We start from the raw sequence: 17,361 nt of genomic DNA, 5'->3' as shown, positions 1-17,361 counted from the left end.
GACTGTCTGGATAGCATCCCCCTTGGCGAGCGAATTGCAGAACAAGGACACGACATACGCGAAACGGACAGAAAGCGCGGAGCGGACCGAGTGGCGATCGCCAACAGGTTGTCTGCGGTGACTGACAGCGCGGGCTCATCAAGGTCTTCTGAGGACAGCATCCACAACGCCGGGGGAAGCGACTACTATCGCGATGTCAGCGGAACCGTGTCTCTGGTGCCCAAGGATTCGCCATCGGTTCGCATCGAATCGCTGACACGCCATTCCCGGGAACCGATAAGCTGGCTGCTCCGGCAACCCCGTGTCGCTCTCTATTGTTGGGATGCGGGCTTTCAGCGTTACGCGCTCGATATCGGAGGCTCGCGGGTCGAGACCGAGCGAGCTTCCGGGAGTCTCACTCTCATCCCCCCGGAACTGAAGGCTTCCGGCGAATTCTATTGCCACCCGACGACGCAGTACCGCGCTGCCTTCATCGACTTGTCCCTGTTCGAGGACAGAGGCCGCTTCACGCTCTCTCAACCGCTTGCCAGCTTCACGGACCAACCCTTGGAGAGGAGCGTGAAGGAACTGTTTGGTTGGCGTGACGATGCAACCTACAGCCTGATGGCGGAGGGGTGGGCGCTGCAGGCTGTCGCTCGCATTCGTCGCATAATGGACGGTGTCCACAAGCCGACAATCGTCAAGGGCGGTATCCCGGCGCCAGCGCTCCGGCGAGTCGAGGAATACGTCCACAGCCGGCTTCATGAGATCATCAGTCTCAACGAACTCGCTGGCATCGTCGGGCTGAGTATTCGGCACTTCGCTCGTGCCTTTCAAACCTCAACCGGAAAGACGCCGGCTCGCTTCGTTCAGGAGCGCCGCATATCCCGCGCGAAGGAGATGCTCGCCCACGAGCACGTTTCGATAACAGAGGTGGCGCTCGCCTGCGGATTCAGCCACGCACAGCATTTCTCGACGAGCTTCAGACGCGAAGTTGGAATGACACCATCGGAATTTCGCCACGCGCATAAGTCGTGAAAGCAAGGCTGAACGGGGATCCCCTGACCGGTGCCACCGTGGCGCCAATACCACGGTATGGTTCAACTGAACGGGCCAGGCGTTGTACGATGCTCCGATGACGACGGCTGACGCCGGCGCAGTGCTTCTTGTCGATTCGATCCGGCATGAGATGGTCGAGTATAAAGGGAGACCGTCTTTTGGTTGAATCGTCACCGCCCAATGGGTCGCCGCGGTTGATAGCGGTCGTCGATGATGACGAGGACGTTTCGTCGGCGCTCGGAAGTCTCATCGAGAGCATGGGCATCCACGCCATGACCTTCGGCTCTGCGGATATCTTTCTTGCTGACCGAGATCGGCGGTTCGATCTCGTTATCAGCGATGTACAGATGCCGGGGACAAGCGGTCTGGAGCTGGCGAAGATACTCGGTAAAGAGGCCGTGCCGCTGATACTGATCACGGCGTTTCCGAGCCCGGAGGTGAAGCAGCAAGCGATCGCGCAAGGCGTCCGTTGCTTCATGCGAAAGCCATTCGACCCAGACGAGTTGATCGACTGCATCGAGCGTATCCTGGCAGGCGACTTGTAGGGTAATCGCCATTGGGTATCCCTTTCTCAACGTGGAATTGAATCATCATGGAGACAATCGGAAGAGATCTGCAGGAGATGCAGCGGACGCCGCTTCTGGCTGCTCATGTAGAGGCTCTCCGCAAATCGGGAGTGGTGAGGGAGTATCCGAGGGGCGTCTTCGTCGCGCGGCCCGGTGAACCCGCGGACCGTTTCATCTATGTCCTTGAGGGCGAGATCGAGGTGGTCAACCCGCTCACCAATGAGCGCCACCTTCCATCCACACTCGGCCCGACACAGTTCATGGGCGAGATCGCGTTTCTGGACGGCGGCAACTGGTCGATGCTGTTGAGGACCGCGCAGCCGACACGGGTCATCGAAGTCGATCGGCAGACGATGCTGGGCCTGATGGCGCACATCCCGGAGATGTCGGACATCATCATCACGGTTTTCGCCGCGCGACGCCGCCGTCAGCTCGACACCCGGGATGGCGCTCTCATTCTCATCGGGGAAGACAGGGACCGGGCGATCCGCAGGATCGCGGACTTCGCGAGCCGGAATCGCATCCCTTTCACTTCGCTCGTGCCTGGCAGCGACGAAGCGGTCCTGGCGGCACGCAGCTGTTCGAGTACCTCAACGGAGCCGATGGTGATATTCGGGCGGACAGTCATCGAGGATCCGACGCCAGAACGTGTCGCTCGCCTGCTCGGTATCGGCCGTGAACTGGTCGATGACGAGGTGTTCGACGTCGTCATCATCGGGGGTGGCCCTGCCGGCGTCGCGGCGGGTGTCTATGCTGGCGCGGAGGGTCTGAGCGCCCTGGTGGTCGAGGACACCGCGGTCGGGGGGCAGGCCGGCACCTCCAGCCGCATCGAGAACTACATGGGGTTCCCGACCGGGATTTCGGGCGCAGACCTTGTCTGGCGTGGCGAAGTCCAGGCGATGAAGTTCGGAACCCGCTTCGTTGTTCCAAGGCGCGTATCCCTTCTCGAGCGTCTCGACGACGGCGACTTCTGCGCCACGTTCGACAGCGGGCAAGCTGTCCGCGCGAGGGCGGTAGTGGTCGCGACCGGCGTACAGTATCGACGCCTCCCAATCCGCGGTCTCGCCCAACTCGAGGGAGCCGGCGTCTACTATGCGGCGACGGAGAACGAGGCGCGCAGCTGTCATGGCGGTGACGTCGTCGTGATCGGTGGGGGAAATTCCGCCGGGCAGGCCGCCATGTATCTCAGCCGTTCGGCGCGCAGCGTGAGGGTGCTGGTCCGCGGAAGCTCCCTTGCGGCGTCCATGTCCAGCTATCTGTCGAGCAGGCTGGAGGCGGATCCGGCGATCACGATCGATTACGGCGCCGAGGTCGTCTCCCTCGAAGGGGACGAGCGTCTGGAGAGAATTTCTATACGGGATGTCGTCAGCGGGGATGAGAGGGTGGTGGATGCTTGCTCACTCTTCGTGATGGTCGGAGCTGCGCCCAACACGGACTGGCTGTCGGGGCTGGTGTCACTCGATGACAAAGGTTTCGTCGTCACGGGCGATGCCGCTGGCGCCGCATCGTCCTACGCGACCTCCTGTCCGGGCATCTTTGCCGTAGGCGACGTGCGGGCCCGCTCGGTCAAACGTGTCGCGTCTTCGGTGGGCGAGGGATCGGTGGTGATCTCCCAGGTCTGGGACTTTCTCAATCCGAGCCTCGGTCGCTAGAGTCAGGACGCGAAGTTCGCAATACCAATGTATGAGCGCCCTGATCCGGTAGGACGGTCCCATCGCTTCCCCTTCGCGGCTACATTGCTTGCAGTGAGCACCACCCGCACGGGAAAGGTAGCGCCAGCGACACGAAGTTTTCGGATCGCCGGAGGCGAACCGTCCTCGCCAGGTCCTCGACCCGTGGTGCGGGTGAGAGTGGAGGAACGCACAATGAACCCGAGCATGCTGCATCCTTCGGGGGAGGTCTTGGCGGATTCCGAGATGAACCATCGGATCGCGAACAATCTCGCGCTCATCGCCGCGATCGTCGAACTCGATGGGCGCACCGTCTCCGACCCGCAGGCAGCGATCGTGTTGGCGGCAACGCAGCGCAGGATTCACGCCGTGGCCAGCGTCCACCGGGCGCTGTACCGCGAACCCCTGGCGGAGACCGTCAATCTCGGCGTTTTCCTCGATGAACTGGGCGATTCCCTCCGCGCCCTGGTTTCCGATGGCCGGGACCGCCGGACAATCACGGTCAAAGCCGACGACTTTGACCTTCCCAACGAACATGCCGCCGCTTTCGCGATCATGGTGAGCGAGTTGGTGGGAAATGCCTGCAAGCACGCCTACCGCGTGGACGATCCCGGCGAGGTACGCATCCTTTTCGACGCAACGCCATCCGGAGACTGGCGTCTGGCGGTCGAGGACGATGGTGTTGGCATTGGTCACCTCAATGGCGGAGAGCGCGGACTGGGTTCGCACATCATCCAGGCTGTCTGTAAGAAGCTGGGTGGTCAGCATGCATGGGAGGCGTGCTACCCGGGGACCCGTTTCATGATGTGGACGGGAAGCAAGCCAAGGCGAGCTCGGAGTAGCAACGCGATGACAATGGTTGGCGAGATTCTCGATGCAGAGCACGCAGGAACCTGGAGTTCGAAAGGGTGAGTGATGAGGATTGACGAGAAGCGCGACGAAGCCATTGCGGAGAAGACAGGCAGCGGGCGGTTTCAGCTGGCGATCACGGCCGGCGGCGCGCATTTCATGGCAGATGAGCCGGTGGAGGTTGGCGGCCTGGGATCCGGGCCAAGCCCCTACCAACTGCTGGCGTCGGCGCTCGCGGCCTGCACAACGATGACGCTACAGCTCTATTCCGAGCGCAAAGGCTGGGATGTCAAAGTAAGGTGCACCGCTGTCGGCCATCGCCGCGATGAGGCGTCGAACCCACCGGATATTTTCACGCGCAGGATCGAGTTCGATGCCGACATTGATCCGGCGAGGAAAGCCCGGCTCCTGGAGATTGCCGATCACTGCCCCGTCCATCGCACGCTCATGCGCGGAGCGCAGGTAGTCACCACGGACGGGGCTCTGCCGAGCGCGGCCCCGGCGACGAGTCACATGGCCGACATGGAGGCCTTGATCGCTGTCGGTCGCGGCTCCTTCGACTTCACCGAAACGAATTAGGGCAGGCTGAACCGCGCCGGGTTTGCCGTGGGCTCGGCAACATCCCGCCCGCTTACCATTGTTCAAGGTTTGCGCGGTAAGGCGAAGGCGTGCAAATGCCGCCGTCGCTCTCGATTCAGACACTGCCCCGCAGTCTGCCGGTCATGGCCGTTCTTGGCCTTGACGAACCGGTCGAAGGCGATTGGGCAAGGCTGCGCGGCTATCAGTATTTCAGCGCATTCCGCCGTATGTATGTGAAAGTCGGCATGAATGTGCTGGCGGCGCTATTCCTTGCCTTCGTGAGTTTCGGGGCAACGCCTCCTCTCTTCATCCTTGGCTGGATGGTTCTCCTGGCCGCTGTGCTGCTTCAGGGCATGCGCCTGGATCGGGGGCTGGCCGACGCCGACCGCCGCCGTTTGACCAGGCCGGAAATCGTCCGCCACGCGCTATTGATCGTGGCGCTGGCCTTGATCTGGACGCTGCCGCTGGTTGTGTTTCCCCTGTTCGGACATGTGGACCGGCTGGCCCTGTGGATGGTGATGACGGTGATCATTGCCGGCATGGCCTATGCGCTGGCCGCGGTGCCGCTGGCGCCGCTGCTATTTGGCGGCATCGTGGGCATTACCGGCGCGGTCATGTTCGTGTGGTCCGGTCAGGTCGTGAATGGCGGGCTGGCGCTGGCGTTCGTGACGATCGTTTCCGCCGGCAGGATCGAGGCGGCACGTGCGTTCCTGAACGCGCGCGTGGCCGAAGCAGGCATGGCCGAAAAGGGCGAGGTGGTTTCGCTTCTGCTGCGCGAATTCGAGGAAGGCGGGGCGGACTGGCTGTGGCAGATCGATACGGCCCGCCGGGTCCGCGCCGCATCGCCGCGATTTGCCTTCGCGCTCGGCTGCGAGCCGGACGAGGCAGATGGCAAGCCTCTGATCCAGCTGATCGCCGGGCCTTCGTGGGATAGCGGGCAATTCCATTCCAGCCTGCACGATCTGGCGGAACGCCTGAAGCGGCGCGAAAGCTTCTCCAACCTCATAGTCCGTGTCACCATCGATGGTGGCCACCGGTGGTGGGAGCTGTCGGCATCTCCCAAGGTCGACGAGAATGGTGGCTTCGCCGGCTTCCGCGGCGTGGGTTCGGACGTGACCGAACAGCGCGAAAGCTCCGAGAAGATCGCCTATCTCGCCAGCTACGATACGCTGACCGGTCTGCCCAACCGGATGATGGTGACCGACACGCTGGGCGAAGCGATGGCGGACGCCGACAAGTGGCGCACGCGTTGCGCGTTCCTGATGATCGACCTCGATCGTTTCAAGGCCGTCAACGATACGCTGGGGCATCTTGTGGGCGACCAGTTGCTCGCGCTCGTTTCCGAACGGTTGCGCAAGCTGATGACCGACAACGAACTGTGCGGCCGGCTGGGCGGCGACGAATTCGCCATCGTCCTTCGCGACGCTTCGGATACGGATCGCATCGCCCATGTCGCCCAGGCGGTGATTCATGCGCTGTCGCAGCCGTATCAGGTAGACAGCCACACCCTCTATGTGGGGGCGAGCGTAGGTTCCGCCATCGGACCGCGCGACGGGGCGACCGTGGAAACGCTGATGCGCAACGCCGATCTGGCGCTTTACCGGGCGAAGGACAGCGGCGGGGGGACGCATTGCAACTACGAACCCGCGCTTCATGCCCATGCCGAGGAACGCCGGCAGCTGGAATTCGCGCTGCGCCGCGCGCTGGAACGGAACGAACTGCACCTGACCTATCAGCCCGTGGTTGATGCCACGAGCGAACAGCTGGTGAGCTTCGAGGCGCTGCTGCGCTGGAACAGTGCCGAACACGGCATGATCAGCCCGGCCAAGTTCATTCCGCTGGCCGAGGACACGCGGCTGATCGTACCGATCGGCGAATGGGTGCTGCGCATGGCCTGCCTCGAAGCGGCGCGCTGGCCCGATCCGATCAAGATCGCGGTGAACGTGTCGGGCGAGCAGCTGCTCGATCCGGCCTTTGCGGACACGGTGGTCAGCGCGCTTTCCGCCAGCGGGCTGCCGCCGCACCGGCTGGAGATCGAAGTCACCGAAAGCATCTTCGTGCGCGATGGCACGACCGCGCAGGCGACCCTGCAGCGGATCATGGCGCTGGGCTGCGGCGTGGCGCTGGATGACTTCGGTACCGGCTATTCCTCGCTCGGATACCTGCGGCAGATGCGGTTCTCGACAATCAAGGTCGATCGCATCTTCGTGCAGGGCGCGGCGCGGAAGAACGCGGAAAGCCTGGCGATCGTGCGCGCCGTGGTGGCCATGGCGGACAGCCTGGAAATGTCGACCACGGCCGAAGGCGTGGAGACCGAGGAGCAACTGGCGGTAATCCGCGCGCTGGGCTGCAAGAAAATCCAGGGGTATTATTTCGGCCGCCCGATGCCGGCGGAAGATGCGCGCGCTCTGTTCGCGCCCGCATACCAGCAGCACAGCGGTGGCGCGGCCGCCTGAGCCAGCCGACTTGCGCGCCAGCCGACTTGGGGCAGCCGGCCAGAGCAGCCGTCAGGCGGTGACCAGCCCCCGCACCACGCTTTCGAACAGCACGCGGCCATCCGTGCCACCCTGCGCCGCTTCGATCATGCGTTCGGGGTGAGGCATCATGCCCAGCACGTTGCCCCGATCGTTGAGCACGCCGGCGATATCGCGCTGCGATCCGTTGACCGGTTCGGCATAACGGAACGCCACGCGGCCTTCGCCTTCCAGCCGGTCAAGCGTTTCGGCATCGGCGTAATAATTGCCGTCATGATGCGCGACCGGGATATGAATCCGCTCGCCTGCATCGTAGCCGGAGGTGAACAGCGACTGGCTGGTTTCGACTTTCAGCGCCACTTCGCGGCAGACGAAGCGGATGCCGGCATTGCGCATCAGCGCGCCGGGCAGCAGGCCGGCTTCGGTCAGCACCTGGAAGCCGTTGCACACGCCCAGCACCGCCACGCCGCGTTCGGCGGCGCGGACCACCGCCTGCATCACCGGCGACCGCGCGGCCATCGCACCGGAGCGCAGATAGTCGCCATAGGAAAAACCGCCGGGCAGGGCGATGAAGTCAAGACCATCGGGCAGATCGGCATCACCGTGCCACACGCGGTGGACGGTGCCGCCGCTGATCTCCTCGATGGCGACCGCCATGTCGCGATCGCAGTTCGATCCGGGGAAGGTGATGACGGCGGCCGTAAAGGACATCAGGCGACCCTTTCGATCCGGTAGTTCTCGATCACCATGTTGGCGAGCAGCTTGCGCGCCATGTCGTCGAGCGCTTCGTCGGTGACGGTTGCGTCGACATCGAGTTCGATCATGCGGCCGGCGCGGACATCGTTGACGCCCGAGAAGCCGAGGCCTTCCAGCGCATGATGGATCGCGCGGCCCTGCGGATCGAGCACGCCGTTCTTCAGGCTGACATAAACGCGGACCTTCATCGGCGGCGGGCCTTTCGCATCAAACGGAGGGATTGGGACTCGTCCGCGCCTATGCCCCCGCACGGCGCGAAGGGCAAGGTCCGGATGGCGGTGCGTGGGGACGGAAACAGGCGGTGCGCGGTCCGGGCAAAGAAAACGGGTGCCGGCAATCATGCCGACACCCGTATTCTTGGCGTTGTCCCGTGGGACAGCCGTCAGGCCATCAGAACTTGTATCCGGCCGAGATGCCCCATTCGCGCGGGCGGCCATAGGCGCCTTCGGCCAGGCCGAAACCGGAAGAGGCGTTGCCCGACAGCAGATAGAGCGTGTTGGTGAGGTTCGTGCCGAACGCCGAGAACGTCAGCGCATCGTTGGCGAAGGTATAGCTGAAGCGCGCGTTCAGCAGGCCATAGCCCCCCTGCGTGATGATCGGCGTGTTGGCCACATCGTTGTAGATGCGGCTGTACATCGTGTAGTCCACGCGCAGGCGCGCGTCCGATCCGTCGTTGAAGCCGTGGCTGACTTCGGCGCCGGCCGAAACGGTCCATTCGGGCGTCTTCACGAACTTGCTGTTGACCGTGATCGGCAGGACCTGCGTCGGGCCAAGGCCCTGGCCGACGCTGGTGTAGCGGGCGTGGGTGTAGCCCACCGCCAGGTTGGCGCTGAACCAGTTGGCCGGGCGCATCACGGTTTCCAGCTCGAAGCCGTCGATTTTGCCCGAAGCCGCGTTCGCCACGAAGTTCTGCGGCGTCTGGTTCACGGTCAGCTGGATGTTCTTGTACAGCGAATGGAACACCGCGAGATTGGTGGTCAGCGCGCCGTCCAGCCACTTGGCCTTCACGCCGCCTTCATAGGTGTCGAGCGTTTCCGGCGCATACTGGGTCACTTCCGCCGCGCTGTCGAGCGGACGGCCGTTGAACCCGCCCTGCTTGAACCCGCGCGAGAACGAGGCGTAGAGCAGGATGTCGTCGGTGGCCTTGAAGTTCAGGCCGAAACGCGGCGTGAACTTGTTGAACGTGGCTTCCTTGGTCACGTCCACGAACTTCACGTTGTCGCGCTGGCGCACGTTGATCGAGGTGAAGACCTTCTTGTCCGAGGTGTAGCGCGCGCCGACCGTGACCGACAGACGGGGGACGATCTCGAAATCGGCCTGACCGTAGAACGCGATGCTGCGGTTGTTGGTATAGTTCTGGATGAACACCGCCGGCGAATAGGGCGGGGTCGCGGCAAGCGGCGGCCACAGGCCGATGGCGAGGTCCGCCGTGGCGATGTCGCTGCCCTTTTCCTTGAAGTAATAGCCGCCGACGACGAAGCTCAGCTTGTCGTCCAGCACCTTGCCGCTGGCCTGAAGCTCCTGGCTGAACTGCCACTGCTTGTCGCGGTTGGTGGTCTGGCGGAAGGTGAACGGCGTGTTGTCACCATCGCGCGTGAAGTAGGCCTTCATGTCGCGGTAGGCGGTGATCGACTTCAGCGTGACCTGGCCGAGTTCGAGCGCCACGGTGCCCTGCGTGCCCCACAGGTCCAGATCGTTGCGGTTCGGGCCACCGGCCCAGGTTTCGAACGGGCTGGCGGTGATGTAGCTGGCGTTCAGCGTGTTCTGCCCGTTCGGCGCGGTGATGCCCAGCGTGGGCGCAACGAAGCGGTTGTAGTTGGTGAGGAACGGCGTGCCGGTGATGCCGGGGACGTTGGCCACCGCCAGCAGATCCGAAGGTGCCGAGTTTTCGCGCGCGCGGGTATAGTCTCCGCCGATGTCGATCGTCAGCGTGTCGGTGGGCGCGAGACGCAGCGTGCCGCGCACCATCTGGGCGTTGCGGTTGCCCTGCGTGCCGCCATCATAGAGCCGCTTCACATAACCATCGCGGTTGAGCGTCGCGCCCGAAAGGCGCAGCGCCACCTTGCCTTCGACCAGCGGGATGTTGACCGCGCCCTTCACGTCGATGCGGTCGAAGCTGCCATAGGTCGCTTCGAGCTTGCCTTCGAACACGTCGAGCTTGGGGCGTGCGGTGGTGATGACCATGGCGCCGCCGATGGTGTTCTTGCCGAACAGCGTTCCCTGCGGGCCGCGCAGCACCTGCACCGAGGCGATGTCCACCGCATCCATAACGCCGCCGATTGAGCGGGCGTAGTACACGTCATCGACATAGAAGCCGACGCCCGGATCGGAGAAGATCGCGAAGTCGTTCTGGCCCACGCCGCGGATGAAGACAGTGGCGTTGTAGTTGCCACCCGAAAGCGCGGCGGCGCCATCGAAACGGATGTTGGGCGTGAAGCGCGCGACCTGGTCCAGCGTGTCGACGTTGCGGGCGGCGAGCGCATCGCTGCCGAACGCCGTCACGGCGACGGGCACGTCCTGCAGGCGTTCGTTGGTGCGGCGGGCGGTGACGATGATGTCGTTGGTACCGGCATCGCTGGCGGGTTCGGCCGACTGACCTTCACCCGATGCCTGGGCAGTTTGTGCCTGTACGGTGAACGGGGTGGCGAGAAGCGCCGCGCCCGTCATCAGTTTCCATGCGACCTTGCGCATTGTCAGATCCCCTCTTTGGTGTTGGAGTTGGTAGTGAAATCAAGCGTGCTGGCCCGCACCCGGGCGAGCAGGACGCGCAGCGTTTCCCGCTCGGTTTCGCTGAGGCCGCCGAACGAGACGGCATCGGCCCGCAGCGATGCCATGCGGAATTCCTCATAGAGCGTCTCGCCGCGCAGCGTCAGGTGGATGCCGCCGCGCCGAGAAACACCTTGCTGGCGCGGCGCAACCGCGCCCAGTGCGGTGAGGGCGTTGACAACTTCCATCGCGCTGGCACGGTTGATGCTGAGCGCGCGGCCCAGTTCGGCCTGCCGGCATCCAGGATGGGTGCGAATGTAAGCCAGCGCCGTGGCGCGCGTGGCAGTCAGGCCCAGTTCGGCCAGCATGCCCCGGATCAAGTCCATCGCGAGAACGTCGGTCGCGTGCAACTGGTAGCCAAGGCGCTCGCCGATATCGCCGAAGAGCCCGGTCCCGGGGTTGGCATCAGGAATGGCTTCCGTTTTGGCGGCGGATCTGCCTGGCATCCTTCAATCCCTTGCGCGCTGTCTCGTGGCAGCTGGTTTGTATGGAAGGCATACAAGTGCGAGGTAGGCGTGCCAATTGTTTTGTATGGCGGCCAGACAAACTACGGAAAAGGTGTGGCCAATCTGCCGCACCGATCGCGACCCGCCATAACGCGCGACACGCCGGCGGACCGTGGAAGTTGCCGGGGTGTCGCCTTTCATCTAACTCATAATATTACATTTATTCTGTGTAGTTGGCGCGTAGCGCGGTAATGTCGGCGTCCGACAGGCCGATTTCCTGCTTCAGATAGCCATCGACCGAACCCCAGCGCTTCTCCACTTCATCGAGCGCGGCCAGGAGGAATGGCGTGCCGTCCGCTTCCATCAGCGGCTGCGGCTTCGCCAGTTCGGGCTTCGACTGGTAATAGGAGAACAGCTTCGCCGCGTAGTTATCCGGGAAAGCGGCCGGATCGAAACGGGGCATTTCGTATTCTGGGCGGCGCAGGGCGGTGGAAGCGAGATAGTCCTTCACGATCACCTCGCGCGGGGTGCCGAGCGCGGACAGCACGATCGCGGTAACGAAGCCGGTGCGGTCCTGTCCGGCCGAGCAGTTGTATTCGATCGGGCCTTCGTTGCGCTTGAGCAGGTCGAACACCAGCCGCAGTTGCGGGGTCAGCAGCACCGGCATCCCCCGATAGACCGCGCTGCCGTTGGTGGGGGTGGTGCCGGAAGCCGCCATCAGCCGCTTCATGCTGTAGCCGACGGCGGTGTAGCGCACGCCGTCGATCCGGGTGGGGGCAAGCTGGCGTTCCTCGTCCGAGCGCAGGTCCACCATCGCGTTCAGGCGCAGCGCGCCGACCGTGGTGAGGTCGGCGTCGCTCAGAAGCGGGGTCGCGCCCGCGCGGTAGATCATGCCCCAGCGCACCGTTTTGCCGCCGGCCGCCGGATAGCCGCCGATGTCGCGGAAATTGGAACCCTGTTCGAGCGGCACGACGCGTTCGACCGCGCGGGTTACGGTGCCGGTGGCGCGATCGCGCACCAGGAACCAGCCGCGCGCGCCGGCGGGCACGGTGACGGTTTCATGGCCGTCGCGATCGTTGGCGGAAACCGGCGTTGCGGTGGCGACGGTGGTATCGGGCGTATCCGCGCGGAACACGTCGGCCGCCTTGATCCCGGTCCAGCGCACATCCACCGTGGTCGGAGCTGTACGGATGACCTCGACGGGCTGGCCGGTCTGCGCCAGCGCGGGGGCGGCCAGGGCCATGGCCGCCAGCGCGGTGAAGCTCGAGAGCGTGCGGAAACGGATCATGGCGGTCATTCCTGTTGCGGCATCCTGATGCGCGCGCGTTAGGCGCGGCGCATGACCGGTCGGTGACAGGAGGGGGCTTAGGCGGGCGGGGCGTCCACGCCTTCGGGCAGGACCAGCACCTGCACTGCCTTGTCCAGCGCCAGATAGCGGCGCGCCACGGCCAGCAGGTCGGCCGGGGTCAGCGCTTCCAGACGGGCTTTGGCTTTGCGGAAGCGGTCGAATCGCTCCGGCTCGCTCTGCGCGCGTTCGGCCAGCGCCATCCAGCCGCCGTTGGTCTTGAGCGCGTTGTCGATCCGCTCCAGCATGGGCGCGCGGGCACGGCGGAGCACGTCGGCATCGACTGGCGAGGAGGTGAGCTGGCGGACGGTTTCAGCCAGCGCCGCACGGGTGGCGGCGATGTCGGCCACATCGACCGACGCCTGGATCGCGAAGGTGCCATAGCCACGCCACACGTGAGAAAGGCTGGATTGCGCGCCGGGCGAATACGACTTGCCCAGCTTTTCGCGCACGGTGTCGAGCACCTCGATACCAGTCACCTCGTCCAGCAGATCGATAGCCATGGCCTCGTCGGGATCGCGGTCGTCGCGCGTGGGCCACACATAACGCACGATCGCCTGGTTCGCCTGCCCTTGGTGCCGGATTACGCGCAGCCCGCGCGTGGTGGTGAAGGGGCGCTGGCGTTGCAAATCCCACCCACGGAATTCGGCTTCGCGCGCCGGCAGAGCACCGAAGGTCCGGGCGACGAGCGCGATCGCCTGCGCTTCGTCGAAATCGCCGACCAGCGCGATTTCCATCGCGCCGTTCGTCAGCCGGTCGGACACGGTGCGGCGCAAGTCGGCGAAGCTGAGTTTCTGGTAGGCGGCGGGAGCTTGCAGGGTGAAGCGCGGATCGTCATCCGAAAGCAGCCCGCCTAGCGTGTTGGCCAGCGCGGCCGACGGCGTGGCGCGGTAGCGCGCAAAGAAATTGGCGATGTTCTGCCGGTAGAGCACCTCGCCTTCGGGGCGGTATCCCGGATCGGTGACTTGGGCGGCAAGGTACTGGAGCTGCGCTTCCAGATCGCGCCGCGTGGTGGTGACGCCCGAATAGAACGTATCGCCCCCGGTGGCGACGCCGCCGCCGACCGAGCGCCCGGCCAGCAGTGTCTGTAGATCGTCCTGGCTGTGCTTGCCGAGGCCCCCGGCGGAGAACATCGCCATCATCTCGGTCGCCAGCGGATTGTCGCGGGTGTCGAGCATCTCGCCCCCGTCGATCGACAGGCGCACCTGGATGCGGTCGGTCTCCAGCGAGGTGCGCTTGAGGTTGAGGCGCACGCCGTTGGCGAAGCGGATCTCGCGGATGCCGAAGGCGGGCTCCGTGCTGTCGGACACTACCGCGCCCGGCGTGCCGAAATCGGTATAGGCGAAGGCGCCGGAGGGGCCAGTTTCGGGCAGGCCGGCTGACGCTCGGATCGCGGTGTTCCACGCCTGTCGTATCGCCTTGTCGCCGCCCGATGGCGTGGTGCGGCCCTGGAAGCGGATCAGCGGATCGTCGAGCGGCAGCGCTTCGCGCTTAAGCGCCGCCAGCACCGCCCGGGGCGTGATCCGCGGCGCGAAGGCGTTGAAACGGGCCAACGCACCGGCGGGATCGGTGGGCACCGTCTCGTCGCGGACAAGGCCCAGCGCGGCCTGCACCAGTGTGCCGTTGCCACGTGTATCGGCGCTGGCCGCCGCGTTTTCGATGCCGGTGCGAATGTTGGCGACCTGTTCGTCGATCTCCGCCGGCGTGAAGCCCGTGTCGAGTGCCTGCCGCAGGGCCGTGGTCGCGGCGGCGAGGCCGCGCTGCCAGCCACCGTCCACCGTATCGACCACCAGATTGGTGGTGCGCCCGATGCGGAATACGTCGCTGGTGCCGAAGCCCGCGCCCCGGAACGCCGGATCGACCTTGCGGCTCATCCGCTGGAAGCGCCGGTTGATCACGCCATAGCCGATCTGGCGCAGCAGATTCGTGCGGCGGCTGGCGATCGTGTCCGGTTCGTCGAGCCAGGGGCCATGGCGCGACGCGGTGACGCGTTCGGACAGCGCCGGATCGAGCCAGACTTCCGTCCTGCCCTTCTGCGCGCGATCGACCTTGCCCTGGTCCGGCCGGGGAGGGACGGGCGCGGGCTGCCAGCTGGCGAAGCGGGCCTGGATCGCGGCTTCGACGGCATTGGCATCGAAATCGCCGATCACGATCAGCGTGGCGTTGGCGGGAACGTAGTGCCGCGCCCAGAACGAGCGCAGCGCATCGGCCGTGGCGGCATCGAGCGTGGCCACGGTGCCGATCGGCAGCCGGGCGGGATAGGTGGCGTGGGGGTAGAGGAAGGCAAGCTGGTCTTCGAGATTGGCCCGCTGGTAACCTTGCCCGTCGCGCAGTTCCGACAGGACGACCCCGCGTTCGCGCGCCACGGCTTCGGGCGTGAAGGTCAGCTCGCTTGCGGTCTCGCGCATCAGCATCAGCGCGGTGTCGAGCAGGGCGGGATCGGCGCGTGGCAGATCGAGCATGTAGAGCGTCTGTTCGAACCCGGTCTGCGCGTTGGTGTCCGCGCCGAACGACAGGCCGTTGCGTTCGAGCAGGCGGATCATCTCGCCTTCGGGAACGTGGGTGCTGCCATTGAAGGCCATGTGTTCGACGAAATGGGCAAAGCCGCGCTCCTGCGGGCCTTCGTCCAGCGATCCGGTAGCCACGTCCATCCGCACCAGCGCGGTGCCGGCGGGCGTGGCGTTGCGCCGGATCACATAGCGCATGCCGTTGGGCAGCTTGCCGAAGCGATAGCCGGCTTCGGGCGCGAGATCGCTTTGCTGGAAGGCCCAATCGGGCTTGGGGGCGACGTGCCTCGAAGGATGGGCCAGCGCGGGCGTTGCGTCAAGCAACAGGCCGGCGGCCAGCAGGAACAGGGAACGGCGCGGCATCATCTCGGCGCCGATCCTGCCGCGAGTCGGCTTAACGGGCAATGAGGGATGTGCGCCGGAATGGCGGGGGCAGGCATTCCCCCCTCCCGCAGCAGCGGGAAGGGGGAAGCAACCTTACTTCTTGTTGCGCAGCTTGCTGCGGTGCGCGCCGAGGTCGAACACCTCGCTCGGACCGCCGTCGTTTTCGAGCAGGCCCAGCCGGCGGGCGACTTCCTGGTAGGCTTCTTCTTCGCCACCCAGATCGCGGCGGAAACGGTCCTTGTCGAGCTTTTCGCCGGTGGTCATGTCCCACAGGCGGCAACCGTCGGGGCTGATTTCATCCGCCAGGATCACGCGGCTGTAGTCGCCATCCCAGATGCGGCCGAATTCCAGCTTGAAATCGACGAGGCGGATGTTGATCGCCGCGAACATGCCTACCAGGAAATCGTTCACGCGGATCGCCATCGAGGAAATGTCCTGCATTTCCTCGTTCGAGGCCCAGCCGAAGCAGGCGATGTGCTCTTCGGCGATCAGCGGATCGCCCAGCGCATCGTCCTTGTAGTAGTATTCAAGCAGGGTGTGGGGCAGCGGCTCGCCTTCGGGCAGGCCCAGGCGCTTGCTGATCGAACCGGCGGCGACATTGCGCACCACCACTTCGATCGGGATGATTTCCACCTGCCGCACCAGCTGTTCGCGCATGTTGAGGCGGCGGATGAAGTGCGTGGGGATGCCGATGTGCGAAAGGCGCGTGAACACATATTCGCTGATGCGGTTGTTGATCACGCCCTTGCCGTTGATCGTGCCGCGCTTCTGCGCGTTGAACGCGGTGGCATCGTCCTTGAAATACTGGATCAGCGTGCCGGGTTCCGGGCCTTCGTAGAGAATCTTGGCCTTGCCTTCGTAAATCTGGCGGCGACGGGACATGGGCGGGTCTTCCTCAAGCGTGCGAAGTTTTCTGGTCTTCGCGGGAAATCAAAAACCCCGGCGTGGCGAGGTGAGTCGCGAAAAGCGACCCTATCGCGGAAGCCGGGGCGTCGCAGCGCCCATAATGGAAAATCGCAAGGTGCGCAATTCCACGCCGGATTGCCCGTGCCCTGTACGGGCCGTGGTTCGGGCAGCGTTTGGGTTGTTCAAGATTTTGGAACGGTTTCTGCCAGTTTATCCGGATGACCTGATTGCGGGAATCACGGCATAAGGGCTTCGTGTTCAAGCGGGGCCGCTCCCGCCACCAGCAAGGATGAAAACGATGAGCAAGGTCCTGGTTCTCTACTATTCCAGCTATGGCCACCTCGAAACGCTGGCCAACGCCATTGCCGAAGGCGCCCGTGCGACCGGCGCGGAAGTGGACGTGAAGCGCGTTCCCGAAACCGTTCCGCTGGAAATCGCGCAGGGCGCGCATTTCAAGCTCGATCAGGCCGCGCCCGTGGCGACGGTGGCCGAACTCGAAAACTACGACGCGATTATCGTTGGCACCGGCACCCGCTTCGGCCGCATCAGCTCGCAGCTGGCGGCGTTCCTCGACCAGGCCGGCGGCCTGTGGGCGCGCGGCGCGCTGAACGGCAAGGTCGGCGCGGCGTTCACGTCCACCGGCAGCCAGCACGGCGGTCAGGAAACGACGCTGTTCTCGATCATCACCAATCTGCTGCACTTCGGCCTGACCATCGTCGGCCTCGACTATGGCTTCCAGGGCCAGCTTGGCCATGACGAAGTCACCGGCGGCGCCCCCTATGGCGCGACGACGATCGCCGGCGGCGACGGAAGCCGTCAGCCGAGTGGAACCGAACTGGATGGAGCGCGTTATCTCGGAAAGCGCGTAGCCGAAACCGCCAACAAGCTGTTCGGCTAAAGCCCGTTCCCCCTCAAGGATCGGTCCGCGCCCGCGCCAGCCCCCCTCTTATGCGCGGGCATACAGCGGGCCGATCTGACCCTGAAGAGGCCGCAGACTTCGTGTCTGCGGCCTTTTTGTTTTTGGACGGTGGGGTGTTTCCGACCCCCAGCCCCTCCCGCAAGCGGGAGGGGAGCG

General features: G+C 64.8%; 14 protein-coding genes. 7 read left to right on the top strand and 7 right to left on the bottom strand.

The features are described 5' to 3' along the window. The first annotated feature begins 90 nt into the window (after positions 1-90). The 6 genes from NMD1_RS17620 to NMD1_RS17595 all read left to right on the top strand — a co-directional run bounded on the left by NMD1_RS17620 (position 91) and on the right by NMD1_RS17595 (position 7,158). Positions 91-1,017, top strand: a complete 927-nt coding sequence (locus tag NMD1_RS17620) for a helix-turn-helix domain-containing protein (RefSeq protein WP_125956016.1) — start codon at positions 91-93, stop codon at positions 1,015-1,017. Positions 1,018-1,163: 146 nt separating this feature from the next. Next, complete coding sequence (locus tag NMD1_RS21775; protein WP_125956094.1) at positions 1,164-1,583, top strand: response regulator; 420 nt, start codon at positions 1,164-1,166, stop codon at positions 1,581-1,583. Positions 1,584-1,630: 47 nt separating this feature from the next. After that, positions 1,631-3,256 carry an FAD-dependent oxidoreductase gene (locus tag NMD1_RS17610; RefSeq protein WP_125956013.1) on the top strand — a complete coding sequence of 542 codons (1,626 nt, stop codon included), beginning with the start codon at positions 1,631-1,633 and terminating at the stop codon, positions 3,254-3,256. Positions 3,257-3,469: 213 nt separating this feature from the next. Beyond that, positions 3,470-4,186: a sensor histidine kinase gene (locus NMD1_RS17605; protein WP_158453991.1), complete on the top strand. Its 717-nt coding sequence runs from the start codon at positions 3,470-3,472 to the stop codon at positions 4,184-4,186. A 3-nt stretch (positions 4,187-4,189) separates the two neighbouring features. Further along, a complete protein-coding gene (locus NMD1_RS17600) occupies positions 4,190-4,702 on the top strand; it encodes an OsmC family protein (protein WP_124810285.1) in 513 nt (170 codons plus the stop codon). Positions 4,703-4,797: 95 nt separating this feature from the next. Then, complete coding sequence (locus tag NMD1_RS17595; protein ID WP_233497763.1) at positions 4,798-7,158, top strand: bifunctional diguanylate cyclase/phosphodiesterase; 2,361 nt, start codon at positions 4,798-4,800, stop codon at positions 7,156-7,158. A 51-nt stretch (positions 7,159-7,209) separates the two neighbouring features. Here NMD1_RS17595 and purQ read toward each other — a convergent pair whose 3' ends face one another. The 7 genes from purQ to purC form a co-directional block, all read right to left on the bottom strand. Further along, the gene (purQ, locus tag NMD1_RS17590; RefSeq protein WP_124810286.1) at positions 7,210-7,887 is read right to left on the bottom strand and encodes a phosphoribosylformylglycinamidine synthase subunit PurQ; all 678 of its coding nucleotides are present in this window, start codon (positions 7,885-7,887) and stop codon (positions 7,210-7,212) included. Then, on the bottom strand, positions 7,887-8,120 hold the full coding sequence (gene purS / locus NMD1_RS17585) for a phosphoribosylformylglycinamidine synthase subunit PurS (RefSeq protein ID WP_124810287.1): 234 nt from the start codon (positions 8,118-8,120) through the stop codon (positions 7,887-7,889). The genes purQ and purS overlap by 1 nt, the downstream gene beginning before the upstream one ends. 202 nt (positions 8,121-8,322) lie before the next feature. Further along, positions 8,323-10,623, bottom strand: coding sequence for a TonB-dependent receptor (locus NMD1_RS17580; protein ID WP_125956009.1), 2,301 nt, complete (start codon positions 10,621-10,623; stop codon positions 8,323-8,325). A gap of 2 nt (positions 10,624-10,625) precedes the next feature. Beyond that, positions 10,626-11,144, bottom strand: a complete 519-nt coding sequence (locus NMD1_RS17575; protein ID WP_223806721.1) for a MarR family winged helix-turn-helix transcriptional regulator — start codon at positions 11,142-11,144, stop codon at positions 10,626-10,628. Positions 11,145-11,364: 220 nt separating this feature from the next. Then, the gene (locus NMD1_RS17570) at positions 11,365-12,432 is read right to left on the bottom strand and encodes a tyrosine-protein phosphatase (RefSeq protein WP_125956006.1); all 1,068 of its coding nucleotides are present in this window, start codon (positions 12,430-12,432) and stop codon (positions 11,365-11,367) included. Positions 12,433-12,509: 77 nt separating this feature from the next. Then, positions 12,510-15,362, bottom strand: coding sequence for a pitrilysin family protein (locus NMD1_RS17565; protein WP_233497762.1), 2,853 nt, complete (start codon positions 15,360-15,362; stop codon positions 12,510-12,512). Positions 15,363-15,473: 111 nt separating this feature from the next. Continuing rightward, complete coding sequence (gene purC, locus NMD1_RS17560) at positions 15,474-16,262, bottom strand: phosphoribosylaminoimidazolesuccinocarboxamide synthase (RefSeq protein ID WP_124810291.1); 789 nt, start codon at positions 16,260-16,262, stop codon at positions 15,474-15,476. Positions 16,263-16,584: 322 nt separating this feature from the next. Here purC and wrbA point away from each other — a divergent pair, with 322 nt between their 5' ends. Further along, entirely contained in the window at positions 16,585-17,184 is a 600-nt protein-coding gene (wrbA, locus tag NMD1_RS17555) for an NAD(P)H:quinone oxidoreductase (protein ID WP_124810292.1), read from the top strand. The last annotated feature ends 177 nt before the right edge of the window (positions 17,185-17,361 follow it).

Source organism: Novosphingobium sp. MD-1, assembly GCF_001014975.1.
Classification (GTDB): Bacteria; Pseudomonadota; Alphaproteobacteria; order Sphingomonadales; family Sphingomonadaceae; genus Novosphingobium.
The sequence above is the reverse complement of the archived record's forward strand: the minus strand, read 5'-3'. Positions and strand labels throughout refer to the sequence as shown.